Origin of the sequence: Edaphobacter flagellatus (genome assembly GCF_025264665.1) — a bacterium.
GTDB classification, from domain to species: domain Bacteria; phylum Acidobacteriota; class Terriglobia; order Terriglobales; family Acidobacteriaceae; genus Edaphobacter; species Edaphobacter flagellatus.
The window spans coordinates 3,042,210-3,058,884 of the sequence record NZ_CP073697.1 but is presented as its reverse complement, the minus strand read 5'-3'; the positions used below and the strand labels follow the sequence as shown (position 1 = coordinate 3,058,884).

At 53.0% G+C, this 16,675-nt stretch carries 11 protein-coding genes; 3 read left to right on the top strand and 8 right to left on the bottom strand.

Annotated features, from left to right (window positions below):
* The first annotated feature begins 29 nt into the window (after positions 1-29).
* Positions 30-1,313, top strand: a complete 1,284-nt coding sequence (locus tag KFE13_RS12790) for a D-tagatose-bisphosphate aldolase, class II, non-catalytic subunit (protein ID WP_260703499.1) — start codon at positions 30-32, stop codon at positions 1,311-1,313.
* Here KFE13_RS12790 and KFE13_RS12785 read toward each other — a convergent pair.
* The 4 genes from KFE13_RS12785 to KFE13_RS12770 form a co-directional block, all read right to left on the bottom strand.
* On the bottom strand, positions 1,294-2,943 hold the full coding sequence (locus tag KFE13_RS12785; protein WP_260703498.1) for a pyrroloquinoline quinone-dependent dehydrogenase: 1,650 nt from the start codon (positions 2,941-2,943) through the stop codon (positions 1,294-1,296). The two genes, KFE13_RS12790 and KFE13_RS12785, sit on opposite strands and share 20 nt — an antisense overlap.
* The gene (locus KFE13_RS12780; protein WP_260703497.1) at positions 2,940-3,941 is read right to left on the bottom strand and encodes an SMP-30/gluconolactonase/LRE family protein; all 1,002 of its coding nucleotides are present in this window, start codon (positions 3,939-3,941) and stop codon (positions 2,940-2,942) included. Before KFE13_RS12780 ends, KFE13_RS12785 begins: the two co-directional genes overlap by 4 nt.
* Positions 3,934-4,731, bottom strand: coding sequence for a c-type cytochrome (locus tag KFE13_RS12775; RefSeq protein WP_260703496.1), 798 nt, complete (start codon positions 4,729-4,731; stop codon positions 3,934-3,936). Before KFE13_RS12775 ends, KFE13_RS12780 begins: the two co-directional genes overlap by 8 nt.
* A 213-nt stretch (positions 4,732-4,944) precedes the next feature.
* Complete coding sequence (locus tag KFE13_RS12770; protein WP_260703495.1) at positions 4,945-6,276, bottom strand: hypothetical protein; 1,332 nt, start codon at positions 6,274-6,276, stop codon at positions 4,945-4,947.
* 310 nt (positions 6,277-6,586) lie between these two features.
* On the opposite strand from KFE13_RS12770, the gene KFE13_RS12765 reads away from it, so the two are divergent.
* Together KFE13_RS12765 and KFE13_RS12760 are read left to right on the top strand one after the other, a co-directional pair.
* Positions 6,587-8,077, top strand: coding sequence for a sulfatase-like hydrolase/transferase (locus KFE13_RS12765; protein ID WP_260703494.1), 1,491 nt, complete (start codon positions 6,587-6,589; stop codon positions 8,075-8,077).
* A 170-nt stretch (positions 8,078-8,247) separates the two neighbouring features.
* Positions 8,248-11,454: a TonB-dependent receptor gene (locus KFE13_RS12760; protein WP_260703493.1), complete on the top strand. Its 3,207-nt coding sequence runs from the start codon at positions 8,248-8,250 to the stop codon at positions 11,452-11,454.
* Positions 11,455-11,633: 179 nt separating this feature from the next.
* On the opposite strand, the gene KFE13_RS12755 is transcribed toward KFE13_RS12760, so the two are convergent.
* Genes KFE13_RS12755 through KFE13_RS12740 form a run of 4 tightly spaced genes read right to left on the bottom strand, consistent with a single transcriptional unit; the run spans position 11,634 to position 16,512 of the window.
* The gene (locus KFE13_RS12755) at positions 11,634-13,685 is read right to left on the bottom strand and encodes an FUSC family protein (protein ID WP_260703492.1); all 2,052 of its coding nucleotides are present in this window, start codon (positions 13,683-13,685) and stop codon (positions 11,634-11,636) included.
* A 4-nt stretch (positions 13,686-13,689) separates the two neighbouring features.
* Positions 13,690-14,886 (bottom strand): biotin/lipoyl-binding protein, encoded by a 1,197-nt coding sequence (locus tag KFE13_RS12750; RefSeq protein WP_260703491.1) that lies wholly within the window; start codon positions 14,884-14,886, stop codon positions 13,690-13,692.
* A 10-nt stretch (positions 14,887-14,896) separates the two neighbouring features.
* Complete coding sequence (locus KFE13_RS12745; RefSeq protein WP_260703490.1) at positions 14,897-15,154, bottom strand: YtcA family lipoprotein; 258 nt, start codon at positions 15,152-15,154, stop codon at positions 14,897-14,899.
* Positions 15,151-16,512 carry a TolC family protein gene (locus KFE13_RS12740; protein ID WP_260703489.1) on the bottom strand — a complete coding sequence of 454 codons (1,362 nt, stop codon included), beginning with the start codon at positions 16,510-16,512 and terminating at the stop codon, positions 15,151-15,153. The genes KFE13_RS12745 and KFE13_RS12740 overlap by 4 nt, the downstream gene beginning before the upstream one ends.
* Positions 16,513-16,675: the final 163 nt, after the last annotated feature.

The following is a 16,675-nucleotide window of genomic DNA, read 5'->3' as shown; positions in this document are numbered from 1 at the left end:
TTAGACGTCAATCGGAGTGATTTTTTCTGATGAGTATTCTCGAACGACTTGGACGGTCCTTTCTTTCCGGAGCTCCCGAAGGAATCTACTCCGTATGCTCGGCCCATCCGCTTGTGCTGGAGGCCGCCGTGCGGCAGGCGGTTGCGGATAAGAGTTCGCTACTGGTCGAAGCGACTTCGAACCAGGTGAACCAGCTTGGCGGCTATATCGGTATGCGGCCGAAAGATTTTCGGGAATTTGCACTTCGCATCGCGAAGGAACATGGGCTTCCTGAAGAGCGCGTGATCTTAGGGGGGGATCACCTTGGGCCGAATCCCTGGCAGTCTCTTCCTGCGGAAGAGGCGATGCAGCTTGCGGAGGCCATGGTCACGGAATATTCTGCTGCAGGCTTTGCAAAGATTCATCTGGACGCCAGCATGGCATGTGAGAGTGAGCAGGCCCCACTCCCGGACAGTGTTGTTGCAGAGCGAGCAGCGCGCCTGTGTCGGGCCTCCGAGCAGGCGAGTGGAGGCACTCCGCGCTACTACGTCATCGGAACAGAGGTGCCTGTTCCGGGCGGAGCGACGGAGTCTCTCGCAGAACTGCAGGTTACGTCACGCGAACATGCCCAGCGAACGCTCGAGATTCATCGTGAGACATTTCTTGCGGCTGGGTTAGGCGCTGTTTGGCCGCGCGTCATTGCGCTGGTTGTGCAACCCGGTGTGGAGTTCAATCATGACTCGGTCGTCGACTATGTCTCCAGCAAAACCCGTGAGCTGCAAACGTTGCTGCGCGATGAGGGCGGGATCGTCTTCGAGGCGCATTCGACGGACTATCAGAGGCCGGCAGCGTACAAAGAGCTAGTGCGCGATGGCTTTGGCATTCTTAAAGTAGGCCCGGCTCTCACCTTCGCTCTGCGAGAGGCTCTTTTTGCTCTTGATCTGATTGAGAAGGAGCTTATTCCTAACGCACGCTGCTCGAATCTGGCCGAGATTGTGGAACAGCAGATGATGCTTCATCCCCAGAACTGGAACAAGCACTATCACGGTATGGCAGAGGAACAGCGTCTGCTGCGCAGGTATAGCTATAGCGACCGCATTCGTTATTATTGGCCGGACCCCGTAATCAGCGCAGCCGTCGATCTTCTGATGAAGAATCTGGCTTCGGTTGCGATACCGGAGACGATGCTCTCGGCCGCTCTACCGCAGCAATATCTTGCCGTGCGGGCAGGCCGTCTGAAGCCTGTTCCGCACGAGCTGGTGATCCATAAGATTCAAGAGGCTATACAGCCGTATGCCGATGCTTGCGCACCCGCTACGGCAAAGCAAAAGTGAAGAGATCGCTGCCGGCAGCGATGGCAAAGTACTGCTTTCCATTGACGGCATAGCTCATCGGCGAGGCGTGCAGCGGCTGGCCGACGTTGAAGTGCCAGAGCGGTTTGCCGGTGTGCCCGTCGACGATCTCGAACATCTCGGAGTCGTCTCCGAAGGCGACGAGGCCTGTGGCAGTGCTCATCACACCTGCGAAGGAGTGCGCATTGCCGATCTGCGGGTAACGCCAAGCGAATTCTCCTTTACGGAAATCGTAGGCGAGCAGATACTTCTTTGCGTCCTCTTCCGGACGATGTTTGGCGCCGGTGGAGTAGTAGGCCTTACCCTCTTCGAACCCTTCCGTCTTCGTGGAGAAGATGCTACAGTCCTCCAGCGTCATGAAGTAGAAGAGATTCGTTTTTTCGTTGTAGCTTGGTGAGTACCAGTTTGTTGCCCCGGCAAAGCTGGGACAGATACGTGTGCCTTCGGCGGTTGGAACGATGCCTGTGAGGATGGGGCGTCCCTTCGCATCGATGCTCTTGGCCCAGTTCAGCTTCTCTGCAAATTGCTTTGCCTCGAGAAACTTCCCGTTCGTGCGATCGAGCAGGTAGACAAAGCCGTTGCGATTGGCCTCCAACAATAGCTTGCGCGAACTCCCCTTGTAGACGGCGTCGATCAGGACTGGCGTCTCCGTCGCGTCATAGTCGTTGAGGTCGTGCGGCGTGAATTGAAAGTACCATTTCAACTTGCCGGTGTCGGGATCGAGCGCAAGCACGCAAGCGGTGTAGAGATCATCGCCAGGACGTACGCTGCCATCGAAGTCGGGCGAGGGGTTACTGGTTCCCCAGTAGATCGTATTCAAATCAGGGTCGTAAGTTCCTGGCATCCAAGTCGTGGCACCTCCGTGGAGATACATATCGCCCGGCCAGCTCGACGAGCCGAACTCACCCGGCGCGGGGATCGTCCAGAAACGCCATGCCTCTTTACCCGAGATAGCATCGAAGGCTGCGACAAAGCCACGCACACCATCGTCGCCACCAGAGGTGCCGACGATCACCTTGTCTTTCACGATCAACGGTGCGCTGGTCGCTCCGTAGTTCTTGTTGTCAAAAGCATAGGGAACGTCCCACAGCAGGTTGCCCGATCGCGCATCGAGGCAGAGAAGATGCGCGTTGTCTGTCTCCATATAAACGCGCGTACCAAGCACAGCAACTCCACGGTTGATGTGGCCGGATGCATCGTCAATGAGGCCTTGTGATATGGGGTAAGCATGATGCCAAAGTGTCCTGCCGGTAGCAGCATCGAGTGCATAAGCATCGTTGGATCCGGTGACGAACATAACTCCTGCTACAACAACCGGCGTAACCTGGAGTGTGCCGGCATTGCGACTGTGAAAGACCCACTGTGCACGCAATTGATGCACGTTTTCGGGAGTCACCTGCGTCAGACTGGAATAGCGCCGGCCAGTATAGTCGCCATTGTACGAGGGCCAGTTGTCGCGGAGAGTCGTTGAGGTGAGATCGTGCTGCGTGACGTTTACTTCACCCTGTGGCTTCGCCGTGGAAGCAATTTGCTGCGCTGCCGCAAAGGAGACGTTGAGCAACAGCGCGACTCCCAGCAGAAATGGTCGAACTCGGAAATCATTGTGAATCACTTGGTTGTGCTCCTCACAGAGGATGCTTGTGCTGCGATGGGATAAGAGAGAAAACCTCGAACTTGCGTATTCAGCGTATAGACGAAGTGGCCTGCAGTTATGAAGAGTGTGGAATAATCACGGGCTCCCCACGTCAGATTCGCTGGCTGCTCGGGAAGAACAATCGTACCGAGGTGCTTGCCATTCTGGCTCCACACCCAGATGCCTTTCGGCCCGGTCACATAAAGATTGCCTTTGGTGTCGAACTTCATGCCATCGGGAACGGCACGCGAGCCTTCGACATTTTCGTCGGCGAATAAAACGCCGTCGGAGATAGTGCCGTTGGGATGAAAGGCGTACCTGTGTATCTTACGCGTCTTGGAATCATCAATGAAGAGGTAACGTCCATCAGGAGAGAATGCTAATCCGTTTGGTTGCTGCAGATCGCGCGTGAGCAGCGAGACTTTTCCAGCAGCATCGAGTCGGTAGACTCCCTGAAATGGAATCTCCTGTTTTTCTCCTGCAACGAGATCGAGCGTGGGATCAGTGAAATAGATCGAGCCGTCGGGCCCTAAAGTAACATCGTTGGGACTATTGAAGCGGTTGCCTTCAAACCTGTCCGCGAGAACTGTATATGTACCGTCTTTCGATATGCGAATGATAGCGCGCAGTACACTGGCACAGTCGATGAGTTGATGCCGCTTGTCATAAGTGCTGCCATCAGGATCACCGAGTGCAATCAGCTGTTCGTTACGGCCATCGGGAAAGAGACGATAGATTGCGTTCTTCTCCTCGTCGCTGACGTAGAGAAAGTCTGCGGGGTCCCAGACAGGGCCTTCTGTAAAGCCGAAGCCGCTTCCCATCGTCTCAAGCTTTGCGTTGGGATCGATCAGGTTCCAGAATGCCGGATCCAGTGCCTGCAGCTCAAAGGCGCGGGGTGGCCTGGCGGTCTGGGCAACTACCGCTGGAGCAAGAGAGATGAGAAGCAACGAGATCTTCAGGAGGCATTGCTTACTCATCAGCATCACTGCTCCTTCTTCTTGCATGCTGTGCAGAAGGGGATGCCGTTGTAATGAGGTAGCTTACGATATCGTCTAATTCTTTCTGCGTGAGCTTCGCGCCGTAGTCCACAGGCATGATGGGAGTTGAGGTGTGCAGTATTCGTGCCAGCTCCGCTTTTTTGTAGAGATGGAAGCGGCCATCAGGGGTCTGGATCGCAATATTGAAGTTGTCTTCCTGACGCAGGCTGCCTGAGATATGTTGACCGGTGCGAGTCTCAAGCTCGATGGCCTTTGCAGTCGGTTCTAGGCTACTGCCTGGATCGACGATGGCGTGGCGCGCCTGTTCCGGCTTGACATTGCTGCCATAGGTCGAAAGGTCTGATGCCAGAAAGCCACCCTCACCATGCATCATGTGGCACTTGGCACAATCGGCCTTGCCGTAGAAGAGAGTACGACCTGCTGCTGCATCGCCTGGTACGGAAACGACGATGTTCTTACCTTGCAGTACGCGAAGATAAGCAACCACATTGGATATTTTTTCTGCCCCGAGAAAACCAAAAGAGGGCATACCGACACTTGGCAAACCGTTTTTGACGGTTGATTCAAGGTCGTTATCGGTCAATGCCACGACGCGCCGGGTTGTAGCAATATTCGGTGCGCGTTCGCCTCCACGACCATCCGCACCATGGCAAGCGGAGCAGTTCGTCGCAAAGAGTTGCTGACCGGAGGCCGCACCCTTTTGCTGGGCATGTAACGCCTTCAAGGAGAGGCATGTTATGAGTAGTGCTGTGAGATATACCGGCTTCATAGGCGAGATCTATTCTTCATCCTCGAAAGATAACCCGCATCATGCAAAGCATCGTTATCAGCAAAGACGGATGTCTATAACAATTTCATACACGTAGAAGTATTTTCAGTATTGTTTCATCGTCCTGTCATGGAGCAATTGTCCTAGACGGCAAGCATATCTTTAGGCCGCGGGAGAGGAGAGCGACTGATGGGGGAGTTTTATTCTGCAAAGCTAATGGATATGGATTGCAATAATGCGTGTGTTGCTGACGCCACCATGTACGAATCCTCCACTTAGGAGAACTTCAAAGTTGCGGATATGCCCAGCTGGGCCGGTTGCAGCATCAATGACCGGCTTCCATAACTGTTCCTGGTTGAAAAAATTTACGGCCCCGTAGGTAGTACCCATCGTCGTTCCTTCAACCACCAGAACATTGCCCTGGCCTTGTGAGTTCTCGACAAAAGCGACATGGGTAAACGCATTCTGAGCATCGCTCTTGCGGCGATCGTAGTAATAATGCTCCTGCTCTCCCTTTTTGGGCGCCTTATTGTCGATGACGTATATGTCGTTTACGAAATCCCAGTGAGCGACAAAATCCATCTGAGGTTGATAGAGGGTAACCCACGGATTGAAGGTCTCGGACCCAATGAGGATGAGATTGTTGTCATGCGTATCGGCAATGGCTATGTCACGGGCATAGCGGATCTCCATATTGCGCTCCAGGGCAGGCATGCCCATGCGCTCGGGAACGCGCACCAACTCGGACACAAGACGAAGGTCTGCCATTGGCGTCACGGAGCGAATGCTGAGGGGGACATCCCGCTTTGAAGGCGGCCGGCTGTTGGTTACATTGTGCTGATAATTCTGGTTGGCATAGTCTTCCAGAGAGACACTCCGCTGCTCCCATGCAATGTATGCATCGAGGCTGGCATCGCCAGGCACAATAATCGTTTTTCTATCTGCCATGAAAAGCGCGTGCCAAAGAGGTTGCGGCCCTTTTGCGGGTAAGGCAGGTTGAGGTGATTGCATCCAAAAATAAATGCCGAGCGGCGAGAGGATCGCCAAAGCGCAACATAAGCTGACAAGAATCCGGGCAGACGTGGGCCAGCCCGTCCTTTCGCTCTCTATAGAATGGGCTGAACCAGGATCTGGGGCAGAAACGGTATCCAACTGACCCATGATCCGGTTTTGATAAGCCTCTGTATTCGCCTCAAAATGAGCGACATAGCCGCCTTTAGGTATCGTTATGCGGAAGGAATCGTTTCGGCCCTCGTCCTGATAGTACTGTTCCAATCTTTGGCGGAGGAGCCGAGCCGTTCCGCGAACGATCGTATCTTCACCGGAGTTATATCCCGGCGAGCGCTTGAATACCTGAATACCGATCTGTTGCTCCGTGAGATTTTCCAGATTACCCGAGAGCGAATTTTCGGTAATGAACTCAAGCAACGAACACAATCGGGGAGATTTATTGAAGGTCCGACTGCCGATAATGTGCTTTAGCAGATTGCGAAGCTCCTCGGGTTCTGCAGAACCCGGGCTTTCCATTACGGGCTTGATTTCCATCGTGCTTCCTTCATTTATGGTTTCATCACTCTTGAGATTTCTGTAGAGAATGGACAAAACCGGCTGACGTCGCTAATCTGATTTTAAGATGTTAACCCCTCTCCCATCAGCGAATTTCACCGTGTCATACACCGTGAAACCCCTCGCTTCCCGTTACATCTGTAGACCCTAATCCTTACATTTTCTTCTGCTTCGACAATGTGCGTCAGGCGTGTCTGCGCTTGATCTCTCACTGTTTCCAGAGACAGGGCTTTGCCTCCCTGCCGTGGAAGAGCACGATACTACCTCCGGCAAAGAAACGAGCACAACCTTGAATCGACGTAAATTTATTGGACTTACCTCATCGTTCGCCGCCCTTGCTGGAGTGCAATCGCGTCCGGCTATGTCGCTAGGATCAGTTGTAGCCGAGAAGCGCCCCAACTTCCTCTTCATCATTGCGGACGATCTGATGTTCCGTACGATCAACTCCATTAATAATCCAGAGGTAAAAACACCAAATCTGGACAAACTTGTCCGTTCAGGCTGCCACTTTACCCATTGTTTCCATCAGGGATCGTGGACGGGCGCAGTCTGCGTGGCGAGCCGGACCATGCTGAATACTGGTCTTTCAGCCTTTCGTGCTAACCGGCAGGACTCCTCGAATCAGGCAACCGACAAGCCAGTCTGGGGACAGACTCTGCGTGAAGCCGGATACGACACCTATATCACCGGGAAATGGCATCTGGATGCCGTGAGTCTGCAGCGCTCATTCAGCGAGATGGGGCCAGTTGCTCCAGGTTACCTACCTTCGACACAGGACATGTACGACCGACCTGCCTCCGGAAATAACTGGAACCCCGCCAACAAGTCTCTCCTCGGGCACTGGCTCAAAAAGGGGTTGTGGTTGAATCATCGCGGCGATCAGACCATTCAACACTCGAGCGAATTGTATGCGGATGCTGCAATCGATCATCTGACTAAAGTCGTACCCAAAAAGACGAACCCCTTCTTCATGTATATCGGCTTCAATGCTCCTCATGATCCTCGGCAGGCACCACAGGAGTATCTCGACATGTATCCGGTGGACAAGATTGCAATTCCTCCAAACTTTCTTCCAGAACACCCTTTTGACCAGGGTGAGCATAAGACCCGCGATGAGTTGCTGGCACCTTTCCCCCGCACTGAGTATGACGTTCGGGTTCATCGTCGCGAGTACTACGCCATCATCACGCACATGGATGCTCAGATCGGGCGCATCTTCGATGCGTTGAAGGCCTCGGGCAAGGCAGACAACACATACGTGATCGTGACGGCCGATCATGGCCTGGCAGTGGGTGAGCACGGTTTGATGGGCAAACAGAATCAGTATGAGTGCTCCATGCGTATGCCTCTCATCATGGCTGGCCCTAGTGTCAAGGCTGGCAAGCGCGTGGACGAGATGGTTTACCAGCACTCCATGTACGCCACCACATGCGATCTGGCAGGAGTCACGGTTCCTGAGCATGTTGAATTTCCATCGCTTGCCCCGATGCTTCGCTCAGAGAGCCCACAACCTGTCAATGATGCCATGTTCGGATGGCTGAACATTTTGCAGCGCTCCATCCGCACGAAGCAGCACAAGTTGATCTTCTATGCACACCTTAATCGCTACCAGGTCTTCGACCTTGAAAAAGATCCCTGGGAGATGCATGACCTCGTAGATGATCCAGCGTACGCAGGCATCAAGCGAGAACTGATTGCAAAACTCAAGCAGAAACAGAAGGAACTGGGCGATCCGATGGATATCGATCATCCAGCTAAGGCACCTGCCGGTGTGTCATAACGCATTTGGGCTTGAGATAGCAATCCCATCCTTTCAACATCTGCAAGACCATTTGGAGGAGCGGCGCAGCCGTCACAAAATTGATGAATCGTCTATATAAGGGACTTGTTCTTATTGTGTTTCTACTCTCTGCCCGATCTGTCGTGCTGTCGCAGGCAGCTACCGGAGAAATGAGCATCAATATCACCGACGCATCGGGCGCGGTGATAAAGGATGCTGAAGTCACCATCAGCGGAACGGATACCGGAGTTGTCGTTCGTGTCCTGAAATCGAACGATCAGGGCATTGCCCGGGTCCCCCTGCTTCAGCCGGGACGCTACAACACGCATATTGTGGCGGTGGGCTTCAAGACGGTTGACCGGAATGGCATCTCTGTCTCCGTTGGCTCCGCACTCTCTCTTGATGTGGTACTGGAGTTGGGCGAATCGTCACAAGTCGTTACAGTTACAGGCGATGCTCCGCTTGTGGAGGACCAATCGGCGACAATCGCGCAGGTTATCAGCGGCAAGCAGGTGACGGACCTGCCTTTGAATGGCCGCAATTATCTCGACGCAGCTAATTATGTTCCAGGCGCCATCCCCACCTCTTCCGGCCGCGATAATACCTTCTCCGCATATGGCAATACCGGCTTGCAGAATGCCTTTCTGCTAGACGGAGCACGCAACGTTAACTATTTACGTGGCCTCGACAACCAGACCCGAGATATGGTTCGACCACCACTCGACGCGTTACGCGAGTTTACGGTACAGACGAGTAATTTCTCCGCTGAATTCGGCGCGGCTGCAGGAGGAGTTGTCAACGCAATCACGAAGAGCGGAACGAACCAGTTTCATGGTTCTGCCTATGATTTTCTTCGGAATGACAATCTTGATGCACAAAACTATTTTGCAACATCAAAACCTTTGCTTGTGCGTAATCAATATGGTGGTTCGTTCGGCGGGCCTATTCTTCACGACAAAGCATTTTTCTTTGCCGCTTACGAAGGCGTTCATCAGCGGGATGAATCCCCCTCAACGGCGACGGTGCCGACCGCATTGGAGAGAGTTGGGGATTTCTCTAAATCGCTAAGTACCGCAGGCACCGTGGTCCCAATTTTCGATCCATCTACAACAACTGGGACGGGAGCCAATGCAACACGGACTCAATTTGCAGGCAACATCATTCCGATGAGCCGGTTGAACTCCATCGGATCTGCACTCACACAGTACTATCCCTTGCCGAATAATCCCTCCCTCGGCCCAAATGCCTATAGCCGCAACGCGCCAGATCGTATCGATAGCAAGAATGGAATTGCTCGCGGCGACGTTCAGCTTTCACAGAAGGACTCCGTTTTCGTGCGTTATGCGCAGACGAATTCCGCTACCGCGAATGAGGCTGCCCTACCAAGCCCCGCATCCAACCCGGGTGTTTCTACCGTTACATCGCAAGGAATTGGAATGGGCTATACAAGGATCATTACCAACTCATTGCTGAACGAGTTCCGCTTTTCATGGGCAACGATGGGTATCAATTCCGGTGGCGTATCGCCCAGAAACGAGATCATCCCTGGGGCCCTGGACCTTCGCGTTACGACCGGAACTCCTACCTTTAACGTGTCCAATATCACAGCCCTCGGGAATCAGGGCCCATGCTGCGGTAATAGTCCACTCAACAAAACGTCCGGCGTCTTTGATTTCGCGGATAACCTTTCCTGGTTACACGGTAAGCATCAATACAAAGCCGGAGGTGAATTTCTTTGGATTCGCCCACGCACCTTTGCAACATCTAACGGCCGCTCGTCGTTTGGTTTCACAGGTGTCTTCACACAGAATCCGAAAGCGCGAACAAATTCAGGCAACCCAATTGCCGATCTGCTACTGGGAGATGCGAACTCCTTAACAACCGGAACCGTTGCTGAAAATGAAGAACGCGGTATCGCCTACGGTATCTATGTTGCCGACCAATGGCAGGTAACTCCGAATCTTACGGTGAATTACGGGATTCGTTATGAATATGGATCCCCCTTCATCGAAACCCAGAATCGCATGGGGAACTTCATCCTCGATCCAGGCCCCCTCTACGGTCAGATTGTCTTCTCAGGCGACTCACGCCTTCCTCGAGGATTAATTTATCCAGATCGCAACAATATTGCGCCCCGTCTTGGCTTCGCCTACAGAATCCCCGGAGCGAAAGACATGACGGTACGCGGTTCGTATGGTATTTTCTATGCGCAGGATGAGGGCACTGGTGTAACAAACCGTATGACCAGCAATCCTCCGTTCTTTGGCTATGGCTCAACGACGATTTCCAGCGATCAGCTGAATCCGGCAACTGGGTTTGTTCTCTCGTCGTCGGCGTCGATCCCACGACCCTCGCCTATCCCGGTCTCGTCCTACAAGCTCATACCAAGCGCAACTGCGGCGCTGGTGAGTTGGCGTGAACACTTCCAGACTGCATACGTTCAACAGTGGAGCCTTAGCGTTCAGAAACAGCTTCCCTGGGGCGTATTGATCGAAGTTAATTATGTGGGCAATCACGGATCGCAGCTGCTAGGGCTCGGACAAGGCAATCAGCCCACAATTCTGAACGCTACGACAGTCAATTCCAGAAGGCCCTTGGCAACTTACACCATCACTCCCGTGAAGACGATCGGGAACTGGAATTCGAGTCAGTATGAAGGTCTTTCAGCAAAGTTTGAAAAGCGATTCGACCATGGCTATTCCTTTCTGAATGCCTTTACCTATGGTCATGCGTTTGATTTGCAGAACCCAGCGCTTGATCTGTGCGATACATGCGGCGGAGGCGACACAATACAAGATAACTACAACGTCCGCGCCAATTATGCCTCTGGCGATAACGACGTTCGATTCCGTTACGTTCTTACGGGAATCGCGGAGCTGCCCTTTGGCAAAGGGAAAATGTTCCTGAATCGAAGCGAGGTAGCTTCAGCAATTATTGGTGGATGGGCTATATCGCCTGTCTATCAATATCAGACTGGACTCCCTTTCACGCCAACAATGAGCTATGACGCAGCCAATGCAGGAACGATTACCCGTCCTACACAGATATGCAATGGAAATATTGGCGGACCTGGCACCAGACAACAATGGTTCAACACCGCCTGCTATATCAATACTGCCCAATATACATTTGGCAATGCAGGACGAAATATCCTGCGTGCTCCAGGCCGTAATCAGTTGAATCTCAGCCTGCAGAGGAACTTCCCCCTTCCGATACTTCATGAAGGGAATCTCAACCTACGGCTTGAAGGATTTAATCTTCTGAATCATCCACAGTTCAATGCTCCTGGAAGCACTATCGGCAATTCTCTTTACGGAGTAATTTCGTCGGCAGGCGCTCCTAGACAAATGCAGATCGCCGCCCGCCTGACTTTCTAAAAATTAGAGCGAAGCCGTCTGGCGACGAGTATTCAGAACAACTATTATGAGGAGACCTGTTCAAGGTCTCCTCATAATATTAATCCCTAAAAATTCTACCCATCTGCTTTACTCAATAGCTGAGGTGAAACTTGGTAGGAGGCATAGAGGGCGTGCCAACTGGCGCGCCCTCTATTGTTTCAGATGAGGACTCGCAATGTCTCCACAATGCGCTCCAACTCTTCGTAGCGCCCTATTGAATTCCGCGCGTATTCGCCATAGCGCGAACTACCTAATATGTCTGGATCTAAAACGTCCGAAGGAAATTCTTCTTCAAAGTTTTTCTTCTGTGCAACAGAGATGGACATCTTCTCCAGGCCTTCGGCCATTCGTGCACGCATTGCTATCAGTTGCGGCTGTGCGACGAAGTCGTGATCTTCGGAACGATGCAGTACAGCAAATTGGTTCCAGAAAAATGCTACAGAAGTAAGTGCAGCGCCTAGTATTGCCTCGCCACTTCTCTTATGTTGAGCGATATCTACACCAAACTCATATTCCACCGTATCATTCAGAGTTCGGATAGATGCCATCGTTTTGCCTATCTGATCGCGGAGTGTATTAGCCTGCTTCAGGAGTTCATCCGAACGCGCTCCTGTTGTGCTTAGACGCAGGAACTTGGCCTCACTCTGTAGCATGGAAGCGAGCGCTGCTCGCATTGCTGTCACCGTTCGTACCGGCCATAGAAGATCAAAGACAAATGCCATTACAACCAGAGCAAGCAGAATCCCGATAAATCTGTCCCGCGCAGGAGCGAGCTCAGTCGATGCGCTGAATCCCTCGAAGGCAACCAGATAAAATGAAAAGGCAATCTGTAACCCGACATAACCGAACTGTCGCCCGGCGGCCCACCATGCCGCCAACATGGCCACGCCTCCCACGAGCAGTACTAAAGCAGTGATGGAATCCATGTGCGGGAATAAGAATATGGTTGCGCCGAGTCCTAATATCAAACCGCCGATCGCCGACCCTGCCAACCGGAAGATGAGCTTTTGTTTGATTGCGCCACTGGTGCTCAGCCCTGAAATTAACACCGTAATCACTGCCGTTGAGATGCCTGGCCACGCTACCGCCCGCACGATAATGTAGCAGATAGTCGCGCACAAGCTGATCTTTAGAGCAAACGTCACCGTCTCTTTCCGCCAAAACGCGCCTGGGATAAAGATCGAGACTTTGCTCGAAGGGAGTGCTGCGAGCTCTTTATCTTTCTCAACAGGCTCCAAAGGCATCGTTAGGATTGCATGAAGATTCTGATCTACGCGATCCAGAAGTCCCGTACCGGCCTGCGGCTCTCGAAATCTCAGTTCATCCGCAGGCATGATGCCGCGCGTTAAATCTTCCGTGAGAGTAGCGATATGCTCACACCGTCTGCGGATTTCTTCATCTTCAATAGCCGGGTTTTGCATTCCAAAGGCTGCAGCGACGTCCATCAATTGGGCAAGCATAGTGATACGAACACGTGTTCCAATCGGCAGGGACCCCGGATCGATGGCTCTATCTACAATGATGTTGTACAGATGCATCATTCCGTTTTGCCCAGCGGCTGCTAGCCGTGAAACGGCAATAACAGCGGGGCCAATCTGCTCTTTGGGAGCTCCCTGCGCATATAAGCGGAACATACGCTCCAATGCCTCGTACCGCATGAGCCTTTGTTTCTGCAGTTCCTCTGCAGGATGCTTGTTCCCAAATACATACTCCACGGCCACTGCGCACCCAATTCCGATGGCAACAGTTCCAACCACATACAGGCTCTGCTTCACAATGAAATCTGGGGAGGCTTGTGTCTCCCAGAATGTAATCAGCAAGCAGTAGATGAAACCCCATGTAGATGCCAGCACGGTCACCGTGGTCGACAGCATCAGCATGCCTGCCAGAAACGATACAATGGACACGCTCAGTAAACGCACTGCGGGATCGTTATCTGTCAGCGACACTACAGCCAGCACAGTTGTCACACTTGCTATCAATGCCAACAAAGAAAAGAACCCAGATCGAACCGAAATTGAAGGAGAATCTCTACCGATCAAAAAAATAAAATAGAGTCCTAATGCTGCCTGTGGCATTCTCAGGGCCATGATCAGCACCAGCGCCAGCACTGTGGATAGCACAATTCGCAGTGAACTATTGAGTCTTCCTGGTGTAGGCTGCAGATCTTCCCAAAAACGATCTGCCCACACTGTCAAGGTATCGGTCATTCACTTACCTCACGACGGTCACCGCTGTAGACCCCACACGAAACAGTTCCGGATCTGGATCCTCCACTTGAACTCTTACCGGGAAGCGCGATGATAGGTGTACCCAATTCAGCGTGCGTTCAATCTGCGGGAGCCCAGCCGCGACTTTACCGTCTTCTGGAAACACACCGAACCCGATGCTATCCACTTTTCCTTTGAACCTGCGATCTGGATGCCCCATCAGATAAACGTCCACGGGGGCGCCTATTTTAATATTTTTCAGTTTGGATTCTCTGTAATTCGCAATCACATACCAGTTCCGGGTATCGATCAGAGTGAATAGCGGTGTCCCGACGTGCGCGTACGCTCCTTCCGAGATATTAAGAGCCGTTACATATGCATCGAACGGAGCTACCACATGCGTCCACTTCAAGTTCAATCGTGCGTCGTCGACTTTTGCTGCTTTGACCGGCCGCTGTGCCAGCAGGGTTTCCACGCGGTCAACCGTATATTCCGCTTGCCCCAGCTTTGCCTGCGACTCCACCTCCGTCTTCTGCGCCTGCTCATGCTGCAGCATTGACTGATCCAAAGAGACTTGCGCCTGCAGCAACGCAGCTTGCGCCTCATCATAGTTTCCCTGCGCCACACGCACTGCTGTGTTCGCCTGGTCCACCTGGTCAACCGTTACATATTGCTTCACCAGCAGCGGCTGAATGCGGTCTCTATCGTTGGTTGCGTACTTCAGCTTTGCTTCTGCGGCAGTGACTGCTGCTTTAGCCCGAGTCACCACAGCCTTTGCAAGCTCGATGCTGGTGCTTGCCGTCTGGACTCCTGTCTTCGAAACATGAACGGCAGCGCCCGCAGCAGTTACCGCATGATTCTGGGCCACAATTCTTCTCTTGTAGTCAATGATTTGCTGCTCCAGCAGCTCCTGGTCGGCTAACGCTTGTTGCAGAGCATATTCATATGGCCTGGGATCGATCTCGTACAAAAGATCGCCTTTCTTTACAAACTGATTATCCTTTACAGGAAGCTGGACAACCCTTCCGGCCACCTCAGGAGCAATCTCAATGTAGTTTGCCCACACGCTTGCATCATCCGTGCGCGGATTTGCATTCGTTTCGAAGACTGCCCGCAGCAGCATGACAACTGCCCCGACCACCACGCCGATCAGAATTCGTCTGCCCAGTTTCCTGCGTTTCTGTAGTTCTGTTTCGTCCATTGCCAGCCCCTTACCGGAAAAAAATCAGCCACAACGTACAGCTCAGGAGCACCACCACGCTTGGATAAAACAGCGCAACTGGCCCCACCTCCTGCTCAAATTGCCATCGCAGCAGCAGCACCCGCAACACAGATGCCAGTACTATCGCAACAGTTAGACACACGATCCAAGCCGGGAAAAATGAGCCGATAATATCGAACGCCGGTGCTCTTCCGCATCCCGCACATAACAAACACGTCACCGCCAGCAACATCGTTCGTCGCATCATTGCGTTTTATCACCTGCCGTAGGATTCCCTGTCACGCTTGCCCCCGTGCCTGCTTTCGTCGCCTTTTGCTGCGTCCGCAGCAGGTTGCCTGTTACGAATTCCAGATCCACTGCTTCGAGAAAGAGTTCTGACCTTGCAGCAACACTTGAATAACGCGCCAACGCGAGCTGCTTTTCAGCCGTCACGACGTCGATCAGATTCTTCACTCCATACTTATATGCATCGAGCGATGAGGAGTATGAAGCATTGGCGCTCTCAAGCAACGCCTGAGCCGCGCGCTCCTTCCTCAGGGCGGTATGAAATGCTATATATGCAGTCCAGACTTCACGCGTTGCATTGTCTTTCTTTTCCCGCAGTTCCTCCGCCGCCGTGCGTTTCTCTGATTGCGCTTTAGCCAGCTCGTTCTTTCTTGCTCCGCCGTCAAACAGTTTCCATTCAATCGCGAGCGTCGCTGCCCAGGTCGCCTGCCCCGTAGAACCCAACTTCCCATAGTCCGCAGTAGGCCAGATCGACGTGTAGGCTGCATTCCCCTGCAATACCGCTTGTGGCCAATACTCTGATCGTGCAGCTTTGATCGTATCGTCTGCGCGGCGAATCTCTAGCGCCTGCGCTGCAAGGTCAGGCCTGTCTTTCATTGCTCTGTCAATCAGCTCGTCAATAGACAACGTTAGCGACTCGGGCAATGGAGCATCCCTCGCCGCATCGATCGTGATATTCGGAGACGGCTCAACACCCAACGTCTGAGTCAGCGCTACACGCGCAATTTTTTCATCCCCATCGGCTGATTCCATATCGAATGCTGCCTGCGCTGTCTCCGCCCTCGCATTCAGAACATCCGGAATGGTGGATCGTCCATTCGCCAACTGTGCCTCCGCTGCGTCCTGTGTCGTTTGCGCTGTCTTCAGCGTCTGATGTGCCGCCTCTAATCGCTCCTGCTGCGCAACCAGCTTGTAATATGTGGTCGCCACTTGAAATGCCACCTGCTGGTTTGTTTGGATAAAGTTCGCACCCGCCGCTAGCTTTGCAGCAGTTGCAGAGTCAACTCGCGCCCCTCTCTTGCCGAAGTCAAAAAGCAGATAATCAAGCGTGATCTCCGGTACTATTGCCGGAATCTCTACCATGACATACCCTCGCGGAGCCAGAGGAATCGGAAACGGATTGATGATTCTTTGATCCGCAAACGCTGCTACTCCAACCAATACCGGGTAATATGCGCTCCTTGCCACTCCCAGTTCATCGGCACGCTGTTTGGCTCGCTCCCACACAATCCGTGTTTGAGGATTATTCTGTTCCGCTATGTCGACCAGTTCGGCCAGCCCGTAAAGTCGCGCAGAATCGATCGTCTTCAGTGTCGTCATCGGAACCGCATGCGCAGCACATTCCGCCGCCTTATCTGGAGTTGAGGCAATGCCTGAGCATTGCGCCAAACCACGGCTTCTTCCCACGAAGCATACTGTAGCCAGCAATGCCAATCGGCACGCTCGCCCCCACCAGACACTCCGTGAGCCTGCGGCAGTAGAC

Bases quoted from the DNA above. Each gene is read 5' to 3' on its own strand.
- KFE13_RS12790 (WP_260703499.1), top strand. From the start codon at position 30: ATGAGTATTCTCGAACGACTTGGACGGTCCTTTCTTTCCGGAGCTCCC.
- KFE13_RS12780 (WP_260703497.1), bottom strand. From the start codon at position 3,941: ATGAGTAAGCAATGCCTCCTGAAGATCTCGTTGCTTCTCATCTCTCTT.
- KFE13_RS12775 (WP_260703496.1), bottom strand. From the start codon at position 4,731: ATGAAGCCGGTATATCTCACAGCACTACTCATAACATGCCTCTCCTTG.
- KFE13_RS12770 (WP_260703495.1), bottom strand. From the start codon at position 6,276: ATGGAAATCAAGCCCGTAATGGAAAGCCCGGGTTCTGCAGAACCCGAG.
- KFE13_RS12760 (WP_260703493.1), top strand. From the start codon at position 8,248: ATGAGCATCAATATCACCGACGCATCGGGCGCGGTGATAAAGGATGCT.
- KFE13_RS12755 (WP_260703492.1), bottom strand. From the start codon at position 13,685: ATGACCGATACCTTGACAGTGTGGGCAGATCGTTTTTGGGAAGATCTG.
- KFE13_RS12750 (WP_260703491.1), bottom strand. From the start codon at position 14,886: ATGGACGAAACAGAACTACAGAAACGCAGGAAACTGGGCAGACGAATT.
- KFE13_RS12745 (WP_260703490.1), bottom strand. From the start codon at position 15,154: ATGATGCGACGAACGATGTTGCTGGCGGTGACGTGTTTGTTATGTGCG.
- KFE13_RS12740 (WP_260703489.1), bottom strand. From the start codon at position 16,512: ATGACGACACTGAAGACGATCGATTCTGCGCGACTTTACGGGCTGGCC.